The following is a 19,729-nucleotide window of genomic DNA, read 5'->3' as shown; positions in this document are numbered from 1 at the left end:
TGTATTCGCGGTTTGTGTCAAAGACGGATGAGAATCAAAATCAGCAAGGTTGTTGGCTGACATTTTTGCATTGAGTTCACGCAGGCTCGATGCTGGTCCAATAACGCGTCACATAACGCACCTTGACCGGCAAGGTTTTGCTCAGGTTTTGCAGCACCGTGTCGGTGTCATCGATCCGAAAAGCCCCTGAAATACTCAACCCTTGAATCGTCGGGTCGCAGCGCAGCACGCCTGGGCGATAACGGCCCAGTTCTTCGACAAAGTCGCCCAGCCGCCAGTCGTCCACGCTTAACATGCCTTGCACCCAAGCCGTCGACCCCGCGGGTAAAAGGCTGACGGCATTCACTGCATCGCGATCAAATGAGGCTTGTTGCCCGGCCTCCAGGCGCACAGGCCGATCGAGGTGTTGAAGCGGGCGTACTTCAACAGCGGCTTGCAGCACACAGACGCGTGTTTGGTCGGGTAATTGGCGCACGCTAAAACGGGTGCCAAGCGCACGAACGCTGCCATCAGCGGTATGAACCACAAAGGGGCGAGGGTCCTGGGCTTTTGCGGTCTGGACCAGCATCTCGCCCCGGTGCAACTGGATCTGGCGCTGCTGCGAGTCAAAGCGAATATCCAGCGCCGTGTCGGCGTTCATCTCCAATTGCGAGCCATCATCCAGACGCAGCGAGCGGCGCTCACGCATGCCCGTGCGTTGCTCCGCAAGCATTGCGCGGTACGGCACCTGCTCAACAGTCAGCCATGAAGCGCCCCCCACGGCCACCAGCATGCCCAGCATTTTCAGCACTTCGCGGCGCTGCGCCTTGGCGGCGCCCAGGCTGGATAACGCGGCTTGTTTGGGCATCATCGACCATTGCCGTTGCAGCGTTTCGACGCGCGCCCAAGCCGCCGCATGCTGCGGGCTGGCGTGCATCCAAGCCTGCCAAGCGCGATGTTGGGCCTCACTGACCGTCCCGTCATTGAGCTGCACATACCAAGTGGCGGCGGCTTCGAGGGTTTTAAGGTCCAATGAACACGACATCACGGCTCGACCAGCAAAAGGCAGCGGGTCATTGCGCGAATCAGATGATTTTTAACCGTTGTCACCGACACCCCAAACTGTTCTGCTGCCGCCACATACGTCAGCCCTTCAAGCTGAACCGCGAGGAAAATCTCCCGCGTTCTGGGGCCTAACTCATCGAGCAGCGTATCGATCGCAATCAGCATCTCGATAATCGACAAACGCACGTCTGGCGACACCTCCACCGGCTCGGGCCTCTGAGACAGCGCGAACAAATATGCTTGCTCAATCGTGCGGCGGCGAGATTTATCGATCAACAGCGAACGGGCAATCGCACTGAGATAGCCACGCGGCTCGCGAATCGGCATATCAGTGCGGGCCGTCATCACCCGCACAAACGTGTCCTGAGCCAAATCCGAAGCATCGGCCGCATTGCCCAGGCGCACGCGCAACCAGCCTTTCAGCCAACTGTTGTGTTCGCTGTACAACTGATGAAGAGCTGAATGATCGAGCGCCGACATGAGAAAGTCACCAAGAGCGTAAATGGTAATCGCTCTCATTGTCGTGATGGTCTGGGGTTTATGCAAGGGGGAAGGGCAACTACCTTGAGGGCTGTCTGCACTACCCTCGTAGGAGTTGACGAGCTTTGCGAGGCTACGTCCGACTGTGAAACAGTCGTAAAGCAGGTTGTCACGGCCTTTCGGTTAAACCGCGCTTTCAGGGTATACGCTTGCTGCGCAATCGGACGTAGCCTCGCAGGCTCGGCAACTGCTACGGGGTGCATATCGTACACAAACCGGTCGTTGCCCATGGCCCTATACCCGGCCACCGCCGAAAAGCCGGGTGTAAATTCCCAGCCTGCTAGCCATGATTTTTGACATGGATACGGCCTGCACCACTCTCGTAGCAGTTGACGAGCTTTGCGAGGCTACGTCCGACTGTGAAACAGTCGTAAAGCAGGTTGTCACGGCCTTTCGGTTAAACCGCGCTTTCAGGGTATACGCTTGCTGCGCAATCGGACGTAGCCTCGCAGGCTCGGCAACTGCTACGCGGTGCATATTCTCAAAACCGTCCGCTAATCCCAAGCAGCGGGCCTTTTTGCACGATGTCGTACACAAACCCGTCGTTGCGATAATTCACGCCCATGGCCCTATACCCGGCCACCGCCGAAAAGCCTGGGGTGAACTCCCAGCCTGCTAGTGCTGCCACGTCCCAGTCTTCACGCGATTGCCCGGCACCCACCATGCCCCAAGACGACAACCAGAACCGCTCACTCACGGCATAGCGCCCCCGCAGCCCGACCATGGCGTCTGCCCACGTGGCGCTGTCAGAGCCAGAATGCCCCGCAGCTTGCCCACCATGAAGGGTCAGGGTGGTGCTGCTGTACCAGACGCGCACGCCGCCCGCGACGTCGACCCGGTAATCGTCATCGCCGAGTACCGTATAGCCGCCGCCCAAGAATCCTGACGCTGTCTTGCCTTCAACCTCCAGCTTGGACCCGGTTGGCAGGCGGTTACGGGTGTCGGTGTCGATGTACATCAGGTCAGCGAGCACGCTGTAGGGGCCGCGCCGCGCTTCGCCCATGAACATCACCGACATATCGACGGTACGCGCGATGTCAGAAAAGTCGGACTTCACAAACATAGTCCCGGTGTTTTTGTGACCGACGTGCCCACGAATCCCGGCGCCCCACAGGTAAGGCCCGCCGTTGAACTGCCATTCATCGCTGTCTGCCGCGTTGGCGACAGTCGGCAGGCCGCTTACGGCGCTCGCCAACGCCCCAAACAGCAGGGCCAAGCGAGTGTGCTTGCGCCGCAACGAAGTGTTACTGAGCCTCATGGCGCATCCCCGTTCAGTGCTGCGTCAACGAGAGCGCCACGCCCTCGGCGGCGCAGTTTTCTGTCGGCTTATTGCCGGCCTTTTGTGCCGCCTGTATTTCTTCCTTCGCGGCTGCCAGATCCTTCAGGAACGCCGGATTGCTCTGCAGGCTGGCCACCGTGGCGGCGCCCATGATGCGCCCCGCATCCACGTCGCTTTGCCAGTGCGCGTTGCAGATGACGCGGCTCTGGCCGTACGCCAGGCCACGGGTCATCAGTTTAGTGGCGCGTGCCGGGTTCACTTGCGCGAGGATCAAGCCCCAGGCCCAGCCCGCCGCCGAATGGCCAGATGGCCAGGAGCCGTCGGTGCGCAGCAGCGGCTCCATGTCTTTGCGGCACGTGCTTTCGTCATGCACCACAAAAGGACGGGTGCGGTTGTAGGCGTTTTTCCCGGCATACGTGGAGCCACCGGCATCCGTCAAGGTGCGTTGCATCAAGGTGTAAAGATGCGGTGTGGTCTTCTCGCTGATCTGCACGCCCATCGCACACGAGAACGTGTTCGCCGGGCCTGGGAATGCGAGCTCTGCATCCGTTGCGGCGAGTTTCTCCCGGGCCGTGCCACGCAGTGCCAGCGCCGCCCGCCGTGCCTCTTCATCCCGCGCCAGCGCCGCAGAGTCTGGTTTAGGCGGCGCGCCGAGCAACGCCAGACGCAGCGGCAAATCGGCCGTGTCCAAGTAGCCTGGAGCCAGCTTGAAATGAGGGTCCGTGATCTTGGTAGCGGCCTCTTCGGCAAGCGCCAGCCCCGACCACAGCAGGCCAGTCAGGGACACGGTGAGCCCCAACTGCTTATGTCGTTGTTTCATCGCGTATTCCCTTGTCTGCTGTGTCGCGGATGGCTGCGGCGTGAGCGGTTAATCAAAACGAGTACAGAGCGTTCAGGTAGGCGCCTGCGCCCACCTTTTCACCCGTGAGCGGGCTATTGCGAGCGTCGGAGACCAGTGCGTAAGTCTTGATCCCGCCTTCTAGAGCGATTTGTGGCTGCCATTGCCAAGTCAGGCCCAACTTCAAGGTCACGTCGCGCATCCCGCCACCCGGACGGTATTCCTCGAACTGGGTGCGGGCCGCTTGCTGGGCCGTGACGCCAAAGCGCGCCATCATGTCGTTCTCATTGCTCCACGTGCCGTAGAGCGTCGAGTCCAGGGTCAATGTCGAAGACAGTTCGTAGGCCGTGGCGACCCCAGCCTCTAGATACGCGGTATGGCCCAGACGCTCGCCGCCGTAATTGCGGTTATCGCTGGAGCGCAGACCTCGCACAAATAGGCGCCCGGCCGGCAGCGCCCAATACGCTTCTGCCCCGACCAGTGCGGTGCTGTCCAGGTTGCCCATGCCCCGCAGATAGTCATCGCGACCGCCCAAGGTGTGGATTCTTTCTTTGCGGCCTTGGTCATAACCAATCAATAGCGCAAACCCGAAAGGCGACAACCCCGGCAAGTCCCAACGCAAGCCCTCAGGGAACGCCGCGCTAAACGTGCCCCATTCTTCGGTCGGCAACACGGCCTTCAATTTCAACGACGGGAAAGCTGCGTAGTGCGACGAACCTTCGTACAGCGGGCCGACACCAATGCCGCCACCGACGGTCACGGACGGCTTACTTGAGTCGTCTGCGTGTACCGGCAGCACCATCGCAACTGCGAGCGTCGCACCTGTAATGAGTGTCATGGGATGCTTGAGAAAGTGTGAACCGCCGAGGGTTGTCATTGCTTCTTTCCTTGGGTGTAAACCAAACGTAGTGGCATGTGTGCGGGGTTATAAACGCCGGGCGTTATCAATTAGCGTGCTACAAGCTGCGGCTTCGGGAAATGCCATTGGCCATTCAGTATTTGTTCGCTCGGCTGATAAAGCCTGACGGTGTAGTTCCAGCCGGGCGTGGTTGGCAGGCAATTAGCGGTCTTCGCGTCGCAACCGCCGAACTGGATAACAATCGAGCCATCCTCACTTTTCTGGGCGGTGAGGTTGTTCAACGAATAGGCGTCATAGGGGTTTTTCTGGAAGTAACCGTCGGCGTTATAAACACTGACCGACCAGAAACTATTGACGGGGACATCTCCAACCTTAAGTTGATAAACGGTTTTCCCATCGTTCTCAGGCATCACGCCGCCTAGGTAGATAGCGTCCTTGGCTGGGTTGCCACCCCACCCCGTCGCCGTGCCGATCAAATGATGGATTGGATTGACCGAGCCCTTGGGGCCAAAGGACTGGTTGTAGTCAGGAATCGTCGAACCCAAGACTTCCAGAGCCTCACGCACCTTTGCCTGGCTGGCCTGGTCCCACTTGGGTACTACAAACTCCCCAACCTTGGCTTGGCTGACGGTGATTGCATCCTGCAGTGCATGTACCTTTTCAAGGTCTTTGCGGTCTGCGGGATCGAAGAAGGTACGCACGGCCACAAATACATAGCGTGTGCCGACTGATTCTTTCGTCAGTGTCTGGCTGCCGGCGCCGTAAGTGACGGCGGGGACATAGTGATCTTCATTGATGACCGCCATCGACATGAAACGCCCATCTGCCTCAGGCAAGGTAATTGTGACGGGGCCTGCATCGAGGTCGAACACGGCTGACGAATAGAGCGTGTCCCGATTCATTCGGACTACATTCTGGGCGTCGATGGGCACTGCTTCGCGGCTGTGAACAAACCGGCCCAAACTCCCAGTTGCCACCATTTTCCCCAAGTAAAGGTCGGACTCGGCACGGGCAAAGTTATCCACACCCACCGGTATCGCCGCTTCTGGGGATGACTGAGCGTTTGCACTTCCAAAAGCTGCCAGCGCCATGGCAAGGATGCAGACCGAGGATGAACGGGACATTTAAACCTCTTGGTTTTATAAGTTGGCGTTAATTTTTGGACTGTATAAGAACCCCTTTGCGCAAACTTGCCATTTGGTGCCAAACGTAATGCGAGCGCGCACGCGAAGGCCGCCTAGCAAAGGGGCCACGTGTTTTTTGGGGAGGTTAGACGGGGAGGTTAACGGCCTTGCTTCAAGAGGGCGCGATAGTGCGACGGCGGGCTGCCCGTCCAACGCTTGAAGGCGCGGGTAAAGTGCGCCGGATCGCTGTAACCGACCATGTAGGCAATTTCGGTTGCGCTATATCGGCCGCTGGCAATCAACTGCAGGGCTTCACTGCGACGTGTCTCGTCACGTAATGCCTCGAAGTCGATGCCGCAATGTTCGAGACGCCGCTGCAGCGTTCGAGCAGACAGCCCGATTTTTCGTGAAATAGTGACAAGTTTGGACAGTTCTTGATCCGCTATCTGCTGGGCGAGCACGTCAGCTGCGTCAGCGGTCGACTTCAGGGCTTGGGTGGTTTTCCAGGCAACATCCCGAACCGGCTGCAGAGGCGTTTCGAGCAACTCACGATCAAATTCGATCATGTTGTACTCAGCGTTCATTTCGAGATTGGGGCCCAAATACTCTTCAAGCGCCTCGTCGCCTCGCTCTCTCGAGTTTTTTAGGTACACACGAATGGCGCCAGGCTCACCGGACATCATCGGGAGTTTTCTCAGCAGCGCCAGCGTGCCCAAAATCACCTGCTTAGGGTCCGCCCCGTGGTGCCCGTTAAAGTGATGAATCAGCTTCGTCATCCGGCCTTCGGTGATGATCTTTACGTCACTGCCTCTGTGCAGCAAGTCCGTATTCACCGCCGCCAATGCACACGCCTGAGCAAGATTAGTCGAGCCCAATACCCGTTCGCCCCAGGCACCGAGCGAACGCACCTCAATCAGATGCCCCACCGACGCACCGGCAAACGGGTCCTGGGCGACCGCGGCCATTTCATTGGCAATGTGAAAACAGGCTGCACGCGGAACCCAGGCTTCAGGGTTTTGAAACACCTGTGGGGAAATCCCATAACGCCGAAAAAACTCCAGCGGCGACACACCGCGCATCCCCAGATAAGGAGCAATGTGCCGAAGCGTACTGAGCTTTATCGAGGGCGCAGCATTCGTCATCGCGTTCGTACCTAATCAAAAGGCAAAAAAATCGGCAGGGAGCAGCGGGAATAGGGTGTTGGCGCCTGCTGGCGCGAGTGATGGCACAGTAAACACGATGTTTGTTTCAGGGACAAGGCGGTGGGGGTGGGGAGGTTTTTTTTGGGCTGTAGCTATCTCTTCGCCGGTTTCGTGATTGAGCTTGCCCAATTTATTGCCCTTCTTGCTGTACAGCTGAGTTCACAAAAAGCCCAACTATCAGGCACGCACACCCATGTAAAGCTCTAAGTCGATTGGCAGATGCTCATCAATTGCGATACTGAGCTGCTTTATTTGGTCGTTCGTCAGCAACCATTCACCCTCTGGGCTTTGGTCCAGACTTTTCCTACCAAAAATTGCCATTACAGCGGCTTCATACTCAGGTTTAACGGTCAGGTCGTACTTCAAAGAATCGTCCTCATCGTCACCCTTTAAAAAACCACTGATCCATAAAAGCATGATTCATGTCCTGATTTATTTAGGCGTCATTTGCCGGGCCATTTTTTTCGCTCAGGCTTCAACACCAATAAATAACTTTAAATCGGTTGGCAGTGCTACTCCGGTGATCTCTGATAGGTGTGCAATTTGCTCGTCCGTGAGTAGCCATTCCCCTTCAGCCATAGCATTAAGATTTTTATGGCCCAAGATCTGTACGATTTGGTCGTTAAGGGAACTATCCAAATCATGCTCAAACTTAAGTGAGTCATCTTCGGAGCTTTCCAGCAAGAATCCACTGATACACAAATGCATGATTCATCTCCTGATCTGGTTAGGTGTCGTTCTGCTAGGCTTTGTCAGTATTTCATTTGCTTCGCATTGCTTCTCGACCAAGCACATTGGCCTGTTCGATGACGGTTGATGTGTATTCTGCAATGCGTCAACCCACGTTACAGGTAAGTTGGAATATATATTTTTCGTTCTTGAAGCACTTATTTGTCAATACCTCAATGTTTGATAGTTGAGCGTCATTGAGGTTGTAGCCCTCATCGCCTCGTTGTGGTGATGTCCAGTTCATTATTTTTGCTAGTTGAGTTTCGCACCCCTCTGGAAGCGCAATTTCAAAGGCTAGAGATTCGTCTTCTTTATCAAATGCTTCAACAATATAAATCATGGCTCAACCTCTCTTTTTTTATCCGCATCTTTTGTTTGCTCACCTGTTTCGTGATTGAACTCACCAAGATGCTTTCCGCGCTTGTTATATTTTTCTACAGTACCGTGTTGGCTGTCCCATTCAAAAATAACCCCATCCTTAGTCTTCCATCTTTTACGCACTCCGCCTCCGCCTTGTAGAGGCGTTTTCCTAGGCGCCACTTTTGCATCAGGAAAGGCTGTCAGCCCCTTTGGCGGAGGATGGTAACTGTGGTCTCCACCAACCGGCTTTGCAAACACCACATACAGCGACGTCAGCCCACTGTCTGCCGGAAAAACCAGAATGCAGTCGTCGGTTGTAATGTCTTCGCCGGGCAGCCCTTCAAGTTGACTATCCATATTGTCTGCGATCGGGTGCACGAGAATCGTGCCCAGTTGCGCGCCGCTGTTATCGGGGTAGACCAGCGGAGGCATGTGACCCAAGCGCCCATTCTGCGGTGTCCAGAGAATAGTGATGCCATTTAGCTCGGCTTCCAACGCCGTTTTTGCCGCATTCCACTTAACCTGCACCGTGCGTACCGAGTCGTCGCCTGACGCGCCCGTGTGAATGCCGTACACCTGTAACACGCCTTCAGCATCGCGACGGAACTGAAAGCGCACCCGAGTGGTGGCCCTGCTCATGCTGCGTAGCTGGTCGTCAGTGTGCAGTGTGCCGTCGCCCATTTTGGTGGGCAGCATGCCGAGTATAAAAACGCTGGCAGGCCCGCCGGCGCCACGCAGAGCCCAGGTCATGCGCTGCTGCATGATGCCACCACCGGCCATGCGGCCTAGTCCTGCATCGGCGCCGAGGGCTAGCGCGATAGCCGTTGAAGCGTCAGGCAAAAGCATCGCGCCAGCCACCATGACGTTGCCGAAATGTGAAGCAGGTTCTGTGGTCGTCCCAGCGTCGGTGCGGCACCAATTTTTAGACACGCACGACTTGGCAAATACCAGGTCTGTTCGCGCTTTGGGGGACGGCCATTCATCTTTTGCGATGTAGACCGGTTCTGGCTTGGAGGGGGGGGGCTCCATGCTGCCCATGAAGCGCCACCGTTCGGAAGTCGTGGCAGCCAGTCGTGTCTTAGAAAAGGGTCGTCCGTTTTATCCTTTTTCATGACACGCCTTGTATGACTGCAGAGTGAGTCATGGAGGGTGCCGCTCTATTTCTGCCTTGGTCAAATTGGCCCGGTTACATGGCGTTTCAGGGGGTTTTGAGACTAGGCGGCGTGGGCCATTAATGCCGCCACGGGTTGAAGGAGAAAAAATGCACTTGAGCCAATAAGCCTGTAGGCAGATTCGCGCATGAATGTAGGACGCCTTGAGGTAGACTGCGATTTTTATGCGCTTGTGGAATCAGGATGACAATGGAATGGCGAGCATCCGCGTGGGGGCGGTTGCTGACAAAAACTGAGCCATGGCGTCTGCACGTCGAGGACGAGCGGCTTTTTTTGAGGATTGGCGATCATGTCGTCGAGGTTCATCCTGAGAACCTTCCTACTGTAGAGATCAACCGTGGGGTGCTGTGGACGGATATCACCCTCCGTGAAGGCCGCACATTCCGCGTGGATGGATTGCCTAACGCGAAGGAGCCACTGCTGCGCGAGCAAATAGGCCGGCTCCTCACCATTACTCGCCGGCAGCGCTTTCAAGCGTGCTACTCGGCCATTCGAACCTGGCTAAACACTGTCGCAGAGTCTGTGCAAACGGCTGATTCGAAATGCGTGTGGCTGACACATGAGATGCAGCAAGCGCTGCTAGCCGCTAAGCCGATTCTCAACCTCGACAATCAAGCGTTAAACACGCTGTTCCAGACCCCAGAAATTCAGTCTTCCTTGCCAGAAGCCGACACGACTGTTGAGCGGAATCTGGAGCGCTGGATGTGCGACTGGCCCAAAGCTTGGGCCCAGCGAAACGACGATCACATGCAGCGCGAACTTGAAGCGTGCAAAGCGCTATTGGCAGCAGTGGAAAGCAAGCCGCTCACCGATGAACAATCGCGTGCGGTGATCTGTTTCGATAACCGAGTGCAAGTCATTGCTTCTGCAGGCTCAGGAAAAACATCAACCATGGTGGCCAAGGCTGTTTATGCCCTGCACCGCACATTGGTGTTTCCTAGCGCTATCGTGATGCTGGCATTCAATAAATCGGCCGCCGAAGAGCTTCAGGCGCGGGTCGCGCTGTCTCTTGAGCGTGTTGGTATCGAAGACATACAGATCGAGGCCAAAACCTTTCACTCCCTTGGCCTGTCGATTATTGCCGAGGCGACTGGGCGCAAGCCGCATGTTCCTGACTGGGCAGTGGAGAATGCCTTAGGTTTTCAGAAGCTCATGACCCTTGTCGATGACCTCAAGGATCAATCTGAAGCGTTCAGAATGGAGTGGGATCTGTTTCGCCTGGTGCTTGGGCGAGACATCCCGGCAGCCGGGGATGATCAATTATTCGAGGCGTGGGATAAGGAAGGACTTGGTCGCCTTGTCTCGCTCAAGGGTGACCATGTGGCGAGTCAGGAGGAGCGAGTCATCGCCAACTGGCTTTTCTACAACGGTGTCGAATATCAATATGAACGTGCTTACGAGCATGACACCGCCACCGCCATGCACCGTCAATATTTTCCAGACTTCTTCTACCCTGACATCAACCTCTACCACGAGCACTTCGCCCTAGACGCGTCGGGTCAGGCTCCGGAGCATTTCAAGGGCTATGTTGAGGGGGTTAAATGGAAGCGTGAGACCCATCAAAAAATGGGTACGGCGCTCATCGAGACGACCTCACATCAGTTGCACAGCGGCGAGATATTCAAGCACCTGTCCAATGAGCTGACGGCTCGAGGGCTGGTACTTGAGCCCAATCCAGACCGTCCTATCCCTACCAAAGGGATGGTGCCGATGGAGCATGCTGACTTGGTCAAACTGATCCGCATGTTCATCACTCATTTCAAGAGTAATAGCCTTACCGTCGAGTCCCTTCATGAGCGGATCGAAGAGCTGCCGACCGGTGTCTTCAGATACAGATTCGAGGCGTTTCTGAAGCTGGCAACTACGGCACTTGATGGCTGGAACATGGCCCTGTCGTTGGAGAAAGGAATCGACTTTGAGGACATGATTAACATGGCTGCCGAGGTTTTAGAGCGAGGTCATCCTTCGCCCTACAGCTTGGTCATGGCGGACGAGTACCAGGACGCATCGAGAGCGCGTGCGCGCCTGTGCCGGGCGTTGGTGGCCGAACCCGGTCGACATTTTTTTGCGGTGGGGGACGACTGGCAGTCGATCAACCGCTTTGCCGGTGCAGACCTCAGCGTCATGACCGGCTTTCGAGAATGGTTTGGGCACGGCCAAGTCTATCGACTGGAAACAACCTTCCGATGCCCACAAGCGATCTGTGATGTGTCGAGCCAGTTTGTGTCTAAAAATCCGTCCCAGCTACAGAAGCGGGTGACCTCGGTAAGTCCTGAACTGGATGTTCCGATTCAGGCGTTTCAAGTCCCAAACAGGAACGAAATCCAAGGGGCGATCCATCATTACCTTGCCGAGTTACAGAGTCGTTTGGCGCAAGGTTTGGTGCCGTTAGGAAAGAATGGCAAAGTCACGGTCTTCATCCTGGGTCGCTACAGGAACGACCGGCAATACATTCCAGAGAGCTGGCAGGAGCACTTTGGCAACCTGATCGACGTCAGGTTCAAGACCATCCACACCTCGAAAGGTGATGAAGCAGACTATGTCGTCCTCCCGGGCCTGGTGTACCGAGGCTTTCCTAGCATTAAGAGCGATGACGCTTTGCTGGAGCTCGTCATGCCAGCAGGGGACACGTACCCATACAGCGAGGAGCGGCGTTTATTCTACGTAGCGCTGACCCGTGCGCGTCGTTCAGTGGCGATGTTCACGGTCATGGGCAAAAATTCGCCCTTTCTCGATGAAATGGTCAAGGAAGGCGCTGTCAACGTGACGAATGTCCGGGGGGAGCCGATTCAGGAAGATCGTTGCCCGATCTGCAAAATTGGCGTATTCGTCCTTCGCCAAGGGCCATACGGGGAATTTCGCTCATGTTCGAGTTTCCCCATGTGTGAACACAAACCCAAACCGCCCAGGAAAACTGCCAGCCAGCGTGCAAGTTTTTCAGACCGTGGCCCTTGGTGATTCGCTGGCCTGATCAGTCCTTAAGCGCAAGCAGACCTTGTAGGAGCCAGCAAGCTCGCCCCTACAAGACGCGTTTAAATCAACGAGCTGTTTTGATACGGCCGATCAGCGAGCCGGATTCAAAGTAAGTCCCCGGTTGTTGGGTAACTTGAACCTCGCCAGCACAGGGCGCCAGAACCGAAGTTTCCATTTTCATCGCTTCTAATACGGCGATTACTTGCCCGGCACTCACCGTCTCACCGTCCTCGACGACCCAGGTATGCAGGTTGCCCGCTACCGGCGTCAGTATCGCCTGTGGATCAACTGCCTCGCTTGGGCTCGCGCTTTCGCTGGCTGGGCCAACTGTGTTCAGGCTCATACCGCGCAACAAGGCTGCGGGCAGGCCCAACTCGTGGCGCTTGCCGTCAATTTCGACGAAGGTGCGCAGGACTTCTGGGTTCCCCGTTTGAGCGTTGCGGGGGGCGATGGTGATCTGTTCGGCGAAGTCGGTCTCGATCCAGCGAGTGTGCACGTCGAATCGGTCAGCGCTGGTGAAGTCGGCATGGTCCATCACGGCCCGGTGGAACGGCAGCACTGAGGCGATGCCTTCGATGTTGAATTCCGCCAGGGCGCGACGGGCGCGTGTGATCGCCTGCTCACGAGTTGCACCGGTGACAATCAGCTTGGCCATCATCGAATCGAAGGTGCTCGGCACGCTGGAACCGCTGACCACGCCACTGTCCAAGCGTACGCCGGGGCCAGAGGGTGGCATGAATGCTGTGATTTGGCCGGGGGTGGGCAAAAAGCCTTTACCTGCGTCTTCGGCGTTGATGCGAAATTCAAAGCTGTGGCCGCGCGGGGTCGGCGTTTCGCTGAACGACAACGGCAGGCCGTCGGCGATACGCAGTTGCTCAATCACAAGGTCGACGCCGGTGGTTTCTTCGGTCACCGGGTGCTCGACCTGCAAGCGTGTGTTGACCTCCAGGAATGACAGGGTGCCATCTTGGCTCAGCAGGAACTCCACGGTGCCAGCGCCGACGTAGCCGGCCTTGGCGCAAATATCGTGGGCCGATTGATGAATACGCTGGCGCTGTGCGTCGCTGATAAACGGCGCGGGCGCTTCTTCCACCAGCTTCTGGTTGCGTCGTTGCAGCGAGCAATCACGCGTGCCAACCACCACCACCTTGCCGTGTTTGTCGGCCATTATTTGCGCTTCAATGTGCCGAGGGCGGTCGAGGAATTGCTCAACGAAACATTCGCCACGGCCAAACGCTGCTTCGGCTTCGCGCACCGCCGAGGCAAACAGTTCGGCCACCTCGTCTAGGCGCCAGGCTACTTTCATGCCGCGTCCGCCGCCCCCGAAGGCGGCCTTGATGGCAATCGGCAGGCCGTGTTGCTCGGCAAAGGCCAGCACTTGGGCGGCGCTTTCAACCGGCCCAGGCGTACCGGCCACCAAAGGCGCACCAACCTGCTGGGCGAGCTTGCGCGCTTCGACCTTATCGCCCAACACATCAATGGTCTGCGGGGTGGGGCCAACCCAGATCAGCCCAGCGTTGATCACCGCACGGGCGAAGTCGGCCCGCTCAGACAGAAAGCCATAGCCTGGGTGCACGGCGTCGGCTCCGCTGCGTTTGGCGACAGCCAGTAGCTTTTCGATGTCCAGGTAGGTCTCGGCAGGGCGTTGGCCATTCAGAGAATAAGCTTCGTCGGCATGGCGCACGTGCAGCGCGTCAATGTCTGCGTCGGCATAGACGGCAACCGACTGCACACCGTAGTCACGGCAAGCGCGAGCGATGCGGACGGCGATTTCGCCACGGTTGGCGATCAATAATTTTTTCATGACTTGTTCTTCGCATCGGCAGTTGAGAAAGAGGCTTCGGTGCTGAGTTGTATTTCTTCAAACGCATCCAGCGGGTTGAAACGAATCTGTGCATTGACCGGTATCTGTCCAGCCAAATCCAAATGGTGGCTGGCAACCGAGGCAATCACCGGATAACCACCGGTCAGTGGGTGGTCGGCCAAGAACAGCACTGGTTGGCCGCTGGCGGGAACCTGGATCGCGCCAACTGAAGTGCCTTCGCTGGGCAATTCCTGATGATGACTGCGCTCCAGTGGTGTATCACCGGCCAGACGGATACCGACTCGGTTGGATTGAGAGGTGACGCGCCACAGCTGGCTGCTCAGACGCTGGATGGCGTCTTGGGTAAACCAATCGGTGCGCGGCCCCATCACCACATCGAGGGTGACAATGTTGGCGGTGGTCGGCAGCTCAAAGGCTGGGGCTTCGTTCAGGGATACGCTGGTGCCGGTGACCGGTTCGGTAAAGCCCAGTTGGTCGCCAACTGCCAGAGCGTCAGGACCAAGCTGCGCCAAGGTATCGGTGGACAGGCTGCCGAGCACCGGCGTGACGTCGAAACCTCCACGGATTGCCAGATAACTGCGCAACCCGGCCTTGGGTGAACCCAGGCTCACGCGGTCGCCCGCTTCCAGCTCGATGGGTTGATAGTTGCTGGCTTGCCATTGCAGGCCGCTGGCGTTGGTGATGGTGACCGGGGTGTGCGCGCCGGTGATGGCGATCACGGCATTGCCATGGCAAATGAAGCTCAGGCCCCCAAGTACCGACTCTACGCAGGCCATGTCCGAGGGGTTGCCGACGGCGCGGTTGGCCGAGCGCAGAGCACCAAGGTCCAGCGCGCCGGAGCGGGATACGCCCTGGCCGGTCTGGCCGGGGCGGCCCATGTCCTGCAATACGCTATGCAGGCCTGGGCTGATGATCTCCAGATACGTGCCTGACGTGGCGTCGGTGCGTGCTGGCGTCGCAGGTGCTGGCAGGCCACAGGCAGGCAATGGACCTGCGTCGGTGAAACGTACCTTATAGCCAGGGCGCAACAGGGCAGGCTCGGCGCGGTTCAGGTCCCACATCTGCAACGGCGTGACGCCGATGATCTGCCACCCACCAGGGCTGGCTTTGGGATAGACACCGCTGAAGTCGCCCGCCAACGCCACGGCACCGGCAGGGATGCGAGTGCGCGGCGTTTGCCGACGAGGCACCTGGAACCCGGCGCCGCCCGTCAGGTACGCGAAGCCCGGCGCGAAACCGCAGAACGCCACGCTGTAGTCATGAGCGGTGTGACGCTGGATGACTTCTGCGCGGCTGATATTGAGCAAAGTCGCGACTTCGTCGAGGTCTTCGCCGTTGTAATGCACCGGGATTTCCACCCGACGGTGTTCGCCCTCGCGGCGCTGGCTGAGGTCTTGGCCAGCGATGCGGTTGACCAGCGTTTGACGCTCGAGGGTGCTGGGGCGGAATTGGATCATTAACGTGCGTGCGGCAGGAACGATCTCCTCCACGCCCGCAATGGGGTCCGCCGTCAGGGCGTCGAACAAGGCCAGGGTCTCGTCCATATCCTTCAATTCGACGAGCAAGACGTCCAGGTTGACCGGTAGAAAGCGCACAGGGAACTCCTAGACGTGGTAAGTGCTGTCAGGCACGTCGGTGATGAACATATGGCCCGGCGAATGGGTGATTGCGAAGGGCACACCTGATGCCATGACTGCGGCCTGAGGTGTGACACCGCAGGCCCAGAAAACCGGCACTTCGCCAGGCTTGATGCTAACGGCATCGCCGAAATCGGGCCGACTCAGGTCGTTGATACCCAGTCGCCCAGGCTCACCGATATGGACTGGAGCGCCGTGCACCGAGGGGTAGCGCCCGGAAATACTGCTGGCCTCGGCCACGCGATCAGCCGGAATCGGACGCATCGAAACCACCATTTCGCCCTGTAACCGACCGGCAGGACGGCAGGCGCGGTTGGTGCGGTACATCGGCACATTGCAGCCCTCGGTGATGTGTCGCACTTCGATGCCCGCTTCTTGCAGCGGGGTTTCAAAGGTAAAGCTGCAACCGATTAAAAACGCGACCATGTCGTCGTGTTCAGCCCAGGCTTGGGTTGCGTCGCTGACTTCTTCCGCCAGCGTGCCATCGCGCCAGATGCGGTACATCGGGATGTCGGTCCGCAGGTCCGCGCCTTCAGCCAAGAGGGTGATCGGGCTGCCAGCGTCGCTGACATCCAAGATCGGGCAGGCTTTGGGATTGCGCTGCGCGTAGAGCAGGAAGTCGTAGGCCCAGTCGCGGGGCAAGGCGATCAGGTTGGCTTGGGTCATGCCGGGTGCGATACCTGCCGTGGGGCTAACCAGACCGTTGCGGTAAGTGCCACGTGCCTCGCGGGCTGCGGCGATGGCGCTTTGACGGGCTCGATCAAAGGCATTCATGGGCGTTCTCCGGCAAAGGGTTGCAACGATGTATTGGCTTGTTTCAGTACGCGGCGCAGTTCGCGGGCCATCTCTACGGCGGCGGGGCTGTCGCCATGCACACAAATCGAGTCGGCCTCTATTCTGACTAGGCTGCCATCAATGGCTTCGATGGAGCCCGACTGAACCAGACGCAACATGCGCTGGGCCACGAGCTCGGGGTCGTGAAGAACGGCCCCAGGCTCGCGCCGCGAAACCAGAGTGCCCTGCGGCGTATACGCACGATCAGCGAAGGCCTCGGCGACGCACTGCAAGCCTTCGCTACGGGCCAGCTCAATCAGGCTGGAGCCCGCCAGAGCGACGAGCACCAGCGTGGGGTCAATGGCGCGGATTGCCTCAATCACCGCCATCGCTTGTCGGCGGTCGTGAGCAATAGTGTTGTACAAGGCTCCGTGAGGTTTGACGTAGCGCACAGAGGTGCCCGCAGCCTTGGCCAGGCCTTGCAGCGAACCGATCTGATAAATCACGTCGGCGGTCAGTTCGTCGCTCGCGACGTCCATGTTACGGCGGCCAAAGCCAACCTTGTCTGGATAGGAAACGTGAGCGCCAATCGTGACGTTCTTTGCGGCAGCGGCTTTCAGTGTCCGCAGGATGCCCGCCGGGTCACCGGCGTGAAAACCACAGGCGACATTGGCGCTGGTCACGATGTCGAGCATGGCTGCATCGTCGCCCATGTCCCAGGCGCCGAAGCTTTCACCTAGGTCGCTATTAAGATCAATCGCACGCATTTGAAACTACCTCCTGTAATCAGGCTGCGCCAATGAACGAAAAGATGGCACCGGCGGACTTGTACGCCATGTACCACGACAGCAGACAGGTCAGAATGCCCAGCACCAGCAACCAACGTGGATAGTGGTACCCATCCATCAGGTCAGACCGGGCCCAGCCCACGTACATGAAGATGCTCAGGCCCAGCGGCAGGATCAAGCCGTTGAAACCGCCTGCAAACACCAGCAACGCAGCCGGTGGCTTGCCCAGCACCATATACACCGTCATGCAGATGACGATGAAAAACACGGTGGCGAGGTTACGCACACGCTCAGTGATCTTCTTGGAGAACACCGTGATAAAGGACATCGACGTATAAGACGCGCCGATGACACTGCTGATACCCGCCGCCCACAGCACCAGACCGAACATCATCATGCCGATGTCGCCTGCCGCTGCCTGGAATGCCTGACCAGCAGGGTTTGCACCCTTGCCAGACACGTCGATAACCACTCCGCTTGCCACCACACCGAGAATAGCCAGAAACAACACGTAGCGAGCGATGCCTGTGACCAAGATACCGGTCAGTGCCGCGCGGGATACGGCCTGAATGTTTTCTACACCCACGGTGCCGCGATCAAGCAGACGATGAGCGCCTGCATAAGTGATGTAACCGCCTACTGTGCCGCCGACGATGGTGGTAATAGAGGCAAAGTCGATGAAGTCAGGCCATACCGACTGGCGCAGGGCTTCGCCCAGCGGAGGATGGGTCGCGAAGCATGCAAACACGATCAGGCATATTTTCAAGATGCCCAGCCCCATCATTATCCGGTCCATCGCCACGCCTGCGCGATGAGACGAGAAGATCGCAATGGCGAGCAGCGCACTCAAAGCACCGCCCCATTTAGGATCAAGGCCGGTCAGCGCGTTCAAGCCCAGACCTGCACCGGCAATGTTACCCAGCATGAACACCAGGCCACCGCATAGCACCAACAAGGTCAACAAGTAGCCACTGCCCGGAATAGCCGCATTGGCCAGATCGGCCGCGCGCATTTTAGTCAGAGACACGATGCGCCAGACATTCAGTTGAACGACGAAATCAATCAGGATTGACGCCAGAATTCCGAAGGCAAAGGCAGCACCCAATGTTGCCGTGAACGTAGCGGTCTGGGTCAGGAAGCCTGGACCGATAGCAGACGTGGCCATCATGAAGACGGCGGCGACTAAAGACGCCCGCCGCGCCTTTGTGAACTCTTTTGTTGTCGTTGTCACGGCATCATTCCTACGGTGAGAGGTACTTCGACTGAGCAATGAGCATGCCAACACTCAAGAATCACCAATTGAATGTAGGTCTATAAAGGATTCTTTGTTGAACAATCCATGCGCTATGACTGATTCATAAGCACCAAATTGTTACCTTAAGTGCTTGCCGTGCTACTTAATGAAGCACGCCTCACGCTTCATCCTTGTGCCGCGTACTAAGCTCTGATGGAATATCCCGGCGGTTTTCCTCATTCTGGATCTCTTATGAACGACGCCTCTCCCATCCTTCCCCGAACACTGGGAGAAACCATCACCCAAGAAATACGCAGAATGCTGGTCGAGGGTGAACTGGTGCCCGGCCAACGCCTTTCAGAAGCCGCACTGGCCGAACACCTCGACATTTCGCGGAACACATTGAGAGAGGCATTCCGGGTTCTGACGCGCGAAGGCCTGCTCAAACACGAACCTAACCGCGGAGTTACGGTTGCCGAGCCTGACATGGCCTCGATCATCGACATCTACCGGGTGCGCCGCTTCATCGAGTGCAAGGCCATCGCCCAAGCCTACCCCCAGCACCCTGGCACCTTGCACATGCGTGAGGCTGTCGAACTCGGCGTGCGGGCGCGCGAATCGAAAGATTGGGTCGCGGTCGGCACTGCCAACATGATGTTTCACAAATCAATTGTCGAACTGGCCGATAGCCCGCGCCTACAGGTGTTTTATGGGCAGATCTCGGCTGAATTGCGGCTCGCCTTCGGGGTTCTCAACGACCCCCAATTTCTGCACTTGCCGTTCCTCGATATGAACGCATCGATACTTACATGCGTTGAAGAGGGCCGAGCAGTCGACGCTACGACCATGCTGGATGCCTACCTCGTGCAATCTGAGCGAACTGTCCTGGCAGCTTACGAACGCAGCATGAAACGGTAGTCGCCTTGATACGGGGGTTGGGAGATCAGCCTCTTCGAGGGTGTGTTGATTTGTCGGGCCTGAAGTTTCCGATAGGAAATAGTTAATTCCGGGGAATTAAAGGGAATGAGTTTTATCTGTGCCTGCTTTTGTTGATGGCCTTGCGTGGACAAGCGCATCACAGAGATATAAATACCGAGCGCTTACTCAACTGCGCCACGTTTTTGCTTTTAAACGAGTGACGTTCGGTCAGGTCTGGTTCGCGAATTTTGAGCTTGGCTGAGCAGCAAGCCGAATTGGGGGGAGTAGAGCAGTGGTGCGGGGTATGGGGAAGTTCCTCCCTTTACCGAAGCGATTTTTATCTCAGATGCTGCTTTAAACCGATTGGAATCCGACAGAACCCCAAAACGAAAGTAAGCGCTCCATAAACCCCACATTCAAAGCGCTTAGCTGA

The 19,729-nt window shown here is 57.5% G+C and carries 18 protein-coding genes; 2 read left to right on the top strand and 16 right to left on the bottom strand.

All coding sequences use genetic code 11. The features are described from left to right. Window positions 1-76: 76 nt before the first annotated feature. The 11 genes from B347_RS0103760 to B347_RS0103705 all read right to left on the bottom strand — a co-directional run bounded on the left by B347_RS0103760 (window position 77) and on the right by B347_RS0103705 (window position 9,013). Entirely contained in the window at window positions 77-1,024 is a 948-nt protein-coding gene (locus tag B347_RS0103760) for a FecR domain-containing protein (RefSeq protein WP_019408372.1), read from the bottom strand. After that, window positions 1,024-1,524 (bottom strand): sigma-70 family RNA polymerase sigma factor, encoded by a 501-nt coding sequence (locus B347_RS0103755; protein WP_019408371.1) that lies wholly within the window; start codon window positions 1,522-1,524, stop codon window positions 1,024-1,026. The genes B347_RS0103760 and B347_RS0103755 overlap by 1 nt, the downstream gene beginning before the upstream one ends. Window positions 1,525-2,065: 541 nt before the next feature. Further along, the gene (locus tag B347_RS0103750; RefSeq protein WP_019408370.1) at window positions 2,066-2,842 is read right to left on the bottom strand and encodes a hypothetical protein; all 777 of its coding nucleotides are present in this window, start codon (window positions 2,840-2,842) and stop codon (window positions 2,066-2,068) included. Window positions 2,843-2,855: 13 nt separating this feature from the next. Next, window positions 2,856-3,683 (bottom strand): acid phosphatase, encoded by an 828-nt coding sequence (locus tag B347_RS0103745; protein WP_019408369.1) that lies wholly within the window; start codon window positions 3,681-3,683, stop codon window positions 2,856-2,858. A gap of 52 nt (window positions 3,684-3,735) precedes the next feature. Beyond that, window positions 3,736-4,578, bottom strand: a complete 843-nt coding sequence (locus B347_RS0103740) for a MipA/OmpV family protein (RefSeq protein ID WP_019408368.1) — start codon at window positions 4,576-4,578, stop codon at window positions 3,736-3,738. Window positions 4,579-4,649: 71 nt separating this feature from the next. Then, window positions 4,650-5,684, bottom strand: coding sequence for a DUF1254 domain-containing protein (locus tag B347_RS0103735; RefSeq protein ID WP_019408367.1), 1,035 nt, complete (start codon window positions 5,682-5,684; stop codon window positions 4,650-4,652). Window positions 5,685-5,842: 158 nt separating this feature from the next. Further along, window positions 5,843-6,826, bottom strand: coding sequence for an AraC family transcriptional regulator (locus B347_RS0103730; protein ID WP_026013973.1), 984 nt, complete (start codon window positions 6,824-6,826; stop codon window positions 5,843-5,845). A gap of 237 nt (window positions 6,827-7,063) precedes the next feature. After that, window positions 7,064-7,303 carry a pyocin S6 family toxin immunity protein gene (locus B347_RS0103725; RefSeq protein ID WP_019408365.1) on the bottom strand — a complete coding sequence of 80 codons (240 nt, stop codon included), beginning with the start codon at window positions 7,301-7,303 and terminating at the stop codon, window positions 7,064-7,066. Between the two features lie 51 nt (window positions 7,304-7,354). Continuing rightward, complete coding sequence (locus B347_RS0103720; protein ID WP_019408364.1) at window positions 7,355-7,594, bottom strand: pyocin S6 family toxin immunity protein; 240 nt, start codon at window positions 7,592-7,594, stop codon at window positions 7,355-7,357. 127 nt (window positions 7,595-7,721) lie between these two features. Beyond that, window positions 7,722-7,955, bottom strand: coding sequence for a pyocin S6 family toxin immunity protein (locus B347_RS0103710; protein WP_019408362.1), 234 nt, complete (start codon window positions 7,953-7,955; stop codon window positions 7,722-7,724). Next, complete coding sequence (locus tag B347_RS0103705; protein WP_019408361.1) at window positions 7,952-9,013, bottom strand: colicin E3/pyocin S6 family cytotoxin; 1,062 nt, start codon at window positions 9,011-9,013, stop codon at window positions 7,952-7,954. Before B347_RS0103705 ends, B347_RS0103710 begins: the two co-directional genes overlap by 4 nt. 317 nt (window positions 9,014-9,330) lie before the next feature. Between B347_RS0103705 and B347_RS0103700 the strand changes: the two genes are divergently transcribed. Further along, a complete protein-coding gene (locus B347_RS0103700; protein WP_019408360.1) occupies window positions 9,331-12,105 on the top strand; it encodes a UvrD-helicase domain-containing protein in 2,775 nt (924 codons plus the stop codon). A 79-nt stretch (window positions 12,106-12,184) separates the two neighbouring features. On the opposite strand, the gene B347_RS0103695 is transcribed toward B347_RS0103700, so the two are convergent. The 5 genes from B347_RS0103695 to B347_RS0103675 are packed head-to-tail and all read right to left on the bottom strand — an operon-like array spanning window position 12,185 to window position 18,375. Then, window positions 12,185-13,924 (bottom strand): acetyl/propionyl/methylcrotonyl-CoA carboxylase subunit alpha, encoded by a 1,740-nt coding sequence (locus B347_RS0103695; RefSeq protein WP_019408359.1) that lies wholly within the window; start codon window positions 13,922-13,924, stop codon window positions 12,185-12,187. Further along, window positions 13,921-15,540 carry a 5-oxoprolinase/urea amidolyase family protein gene (locus tag B347_RS0103690; RefSeq protein ID WP_019408358.1) on the bottom strand — a complete coding sequence of 540 codons (1,620 nt, stop codon included), beginning with the start codon at window positions 15,538-15,540 and terminating at the stop codon, window positions 13,921-13,923. Before B347_RS0103690 ends, B347_RS0103695 begins: the two co-directional genes overlap by 4 nt. Before the next feature lie 9 nt (window positions 15,541-15,549). Beyond that, on the bottom strand, window positions 15,550-16,356 hold the full coding sequence (locus tag B347_RS0103685; RefSeq protein ID WP_019408357.1) for a putative hydro-lyase: 807 nt from the start codon (window positions 16,354-16,356) through the stop codon (window positions 15,550-15,552). Next, window positions 16,353-17,123, bottom strand: coding sequence for a LamB/YcsF family protein (locus B347_RS0103680; protein WP_019408356.1), 771 nt, complete (start codon window positions 17,121-17,123; stop codon window positions 16,353-16,355). The genes B347_RS0103685 and B347_RS0103680 overlap by 4 nt, the downstream gene beginning before the upstream one ends. 19 nt (window positions 17,124-17,142) lie before the next feature. Continuing rightward, the gene (locus B347_RS0103675; RefSeq protein WP_026013972.1) at window positions 17,143-18,375 is read right to left on the bottom strand and encodes an NRAMP family divalent metal transporter; all 1,233 of its coding nucleotides are present in this window, start codon (window positions 18,373-18,375) and stop codon (window positions 17,143-17,145) included. Window positions 18,376-18,696: 321 nt separating this feature from the next. Here B347_RS0103675 and B347_RS0103670 point away from each other — a divergent pair, with 321 nt between their 5' ends. Continuing rightward, complete coding sequence (locus tag B347_RS0103670; RefSeq protein ID WP_019408354.1) at window positions 18,697-19,296, top strand: GntR family transcriptional regulator; 600 nt, start codon at window positions 18,697-18,699, stop codon at window positions 19,294-19,296. The last annotated feature ends 433 nt before the right edge of the window (window positions 19,297-19,729 follow it).

The sequence above is a fragment of the Pseudomonas psychrophila HA-4 genome, assembly GCF_000282975.1.
GTDB classification, from domain to species: domain Bacteria; phylum Pseudomonadota; class Gammaproteobacteria; order Pseudomonadales; family Pseudomonadaceae; genus Aquipseudomonas; species Aquipseudomonas psychrophila_A.
Note: the sequence above shows the minus strand (reverse complement) of the source record. Positions and strands in the feature narration are given on the sequence as shown.